Source organism: Brevundimonas sp. (assembly GCF_036399195.1).
Lineage (GTDB): Bacteria > Pseudomonadota > Alphaproteobacteria > Caulobacterales > Caulobacteraceae > Brevundimonas.
Genome location: NZ_DASWNO010000113.1, coordinates 1 through 1,998 on the forward strand (window position 1 = coordinate 1; position 1,998 = coordinate 1,998).

Below are 1,998 nucleotides of genomic sequence, written 5' to 3' on the forward strand. Positions count from 1 at the left end.
GGGCACGCGGGCCCGGGCGTTGATCGGCGGCGGTTTCACCGCGCTGTGCCTGGCCGTATTCTCCGCCACGCCCAGCTGGGCGCAGGAACTGATCGGTCAGCCGACCGACGGCGCGCTCGGGCTTCAGCCGGCGGCGTCGCCCCTGAAGGTCCAGGCGCACTTCTTCCATGACGCCGTGCTTATGCCGGTGATCACTTTCATCACCCTGCTGGTGCTGGGCCTGATTATCTGGATCGTCGTCCGCTACAACAAGAAGTCGAACCCGGTTCCGGCCAAGTGGAGCCACAACACCCTGGTCGAGGTGATCTGGACCGTCCTTCCCGTCCTGATCCTGGTGTTCATCTCGCTGTTCTCGTTCCGCCTACTGTTCGCCTATCACGACATGCCCACCCCGGACCTGACGGTGAAGGCGACCGGCAACCAGTGGAACTGGGCCTATGAGTACCCGGACCAGGGCATCGCCGAGTACGTCTCGAACATGCTGCCGGAAGAGGAACTGGCCCAGCGCGGCCTGCCGCACAGCCTGTACCGCCTGGCCGCCGACGAGCCCATCGTGGTGCCGGTCGGCAAGACCGTGCGCGTTCTGGTCACCGCCGCCGACGTCATCCACGCCTTCGCCCTGCCGGCCTTCGGCCTGAAGACCGACGCCATCCCAGGTCGGGTCAACGAGACCTGGTTCCGCGCCGACCGTGTCGGCACCTTCTACGGCCAGTGCTCCGAGCTTTGCGGCGTCGATCACGCCTTCATGCCGATCGAGATCCGCGTCGTGACCCAGGCCGAGTTCGAGACCTGGGTGGCGTCGAAGGGCGGGTCGATGACCCCGCGCACGCCGGAGCAGGCGCCCGGCGGGACCTCGGCCCAGATCGCCGCCGGCACCACCGGAGCCACGGCCTCGCGCAACGTCTCTTCCGACGCGATGCAAACGGGTCCGGCCGCCACGGCCCCCGCCGGGCAGCCGCCCGCCGACGCCGGCGCGGTCGACCGCTCGCCCAACGCGGCCTCGGCGCCGGCCATTCCTGACACCGCCGCCGCGCCCGCGGCCCGATAACGATACGCGAGAGCCCCACAGATCATGGCCACCGCAGCCGAAAACCTCGCCTATGACCACGACGGTCATGACGATCACGATCACAAGCCCGGGTTCTTCACCCGCTGGTTCCTGTCGACCAATCACAAGGACATCGGCACCCTCTACCTGCTGTTCGCCATCATGGCGGGCCTGGTCGGCGGCATCCTGTCCGGACTGATCCGCTGGGAACTGGCCGAGCCGGGCATCCAGATCTTCCGTGAAGGCTCGGTGATCCAGCAGCTCGGCCTCGTCGAGGCGTCCAAGCACGGCTACAACGTCACCGTCACCGCCCACGCCCTGATCATGATCTTCTTCATGGTCATGCCGGCGATGATCGGCGGCTTCGGCAACTGGTTCGTGCCGATCATGATCGGCGCGCCGGACATGGCCTTCCCGCGCATGAACAACGTGTCGTTCTGGCTGCTGGTCGCGGCCTGGATCCTGCTGGTGCTGTCGATGTTCGTCGACGGCGGCCCGGGGCGCGGCTTCGGCGGCGGCTGGACCATCTATCCGCCGCTGTCGACCACCGGCCACACCGGCCCGGCCATGGACCTCGCCATCTTCTCGCTGCACGTCGCGGGCGCCAGCTCGATCCTCGGCGCGATCAACTTCATCACCACCATCTTCAACATGCGCGCGCCGGGCATGACCATCCACCGGATGCCGCTGTTCGCCTGGTCGGTGCTGATCACCGCCTTCCTGCTGCTGCTGTCGCTGCCGGTCCTGGCGGGCGCCATCACCATGCTGCTGGCCGACCGCAACTTCGGCACCAGCTTCTTCAACCCGGCCGGCGGCGGCGACCCCGTCATGTTCCAGCACCTGTTCTGGTTCTTCGGCCACCCGGAGGTCTACATCCTGATCCTGCCGGGCTTCGGCATCGTCAGCCACATCGTCTCCACCTTCAGCCGCAAGCCGATCTTCGGCTATCT

The 1,998-nt window shown here is 67.2% G+C and carries 2 protein-coding genes; both read left to right on the forward strand.

Annotated elements, in window-relative coordinates:
* Positions 1-1,048: cytochrome c oxidase subunit II (coxB, locus tag VGB60_RS05375; protein WP_414644470.1), on the forward strand; the 1,048-nt coding region annotated here is incomplete at its 5' end.
* 24 nt (positions 1,049-1,072) lie between these two features.
* A partial coding sequence (locus VGB60_RS05380; protein WP_331037236.1) for a cbb3-type cytochrome c oxidase subunit I occupies positions 1,073-1,998 on the forward strand: 926 nt, incomplete at its 3' end.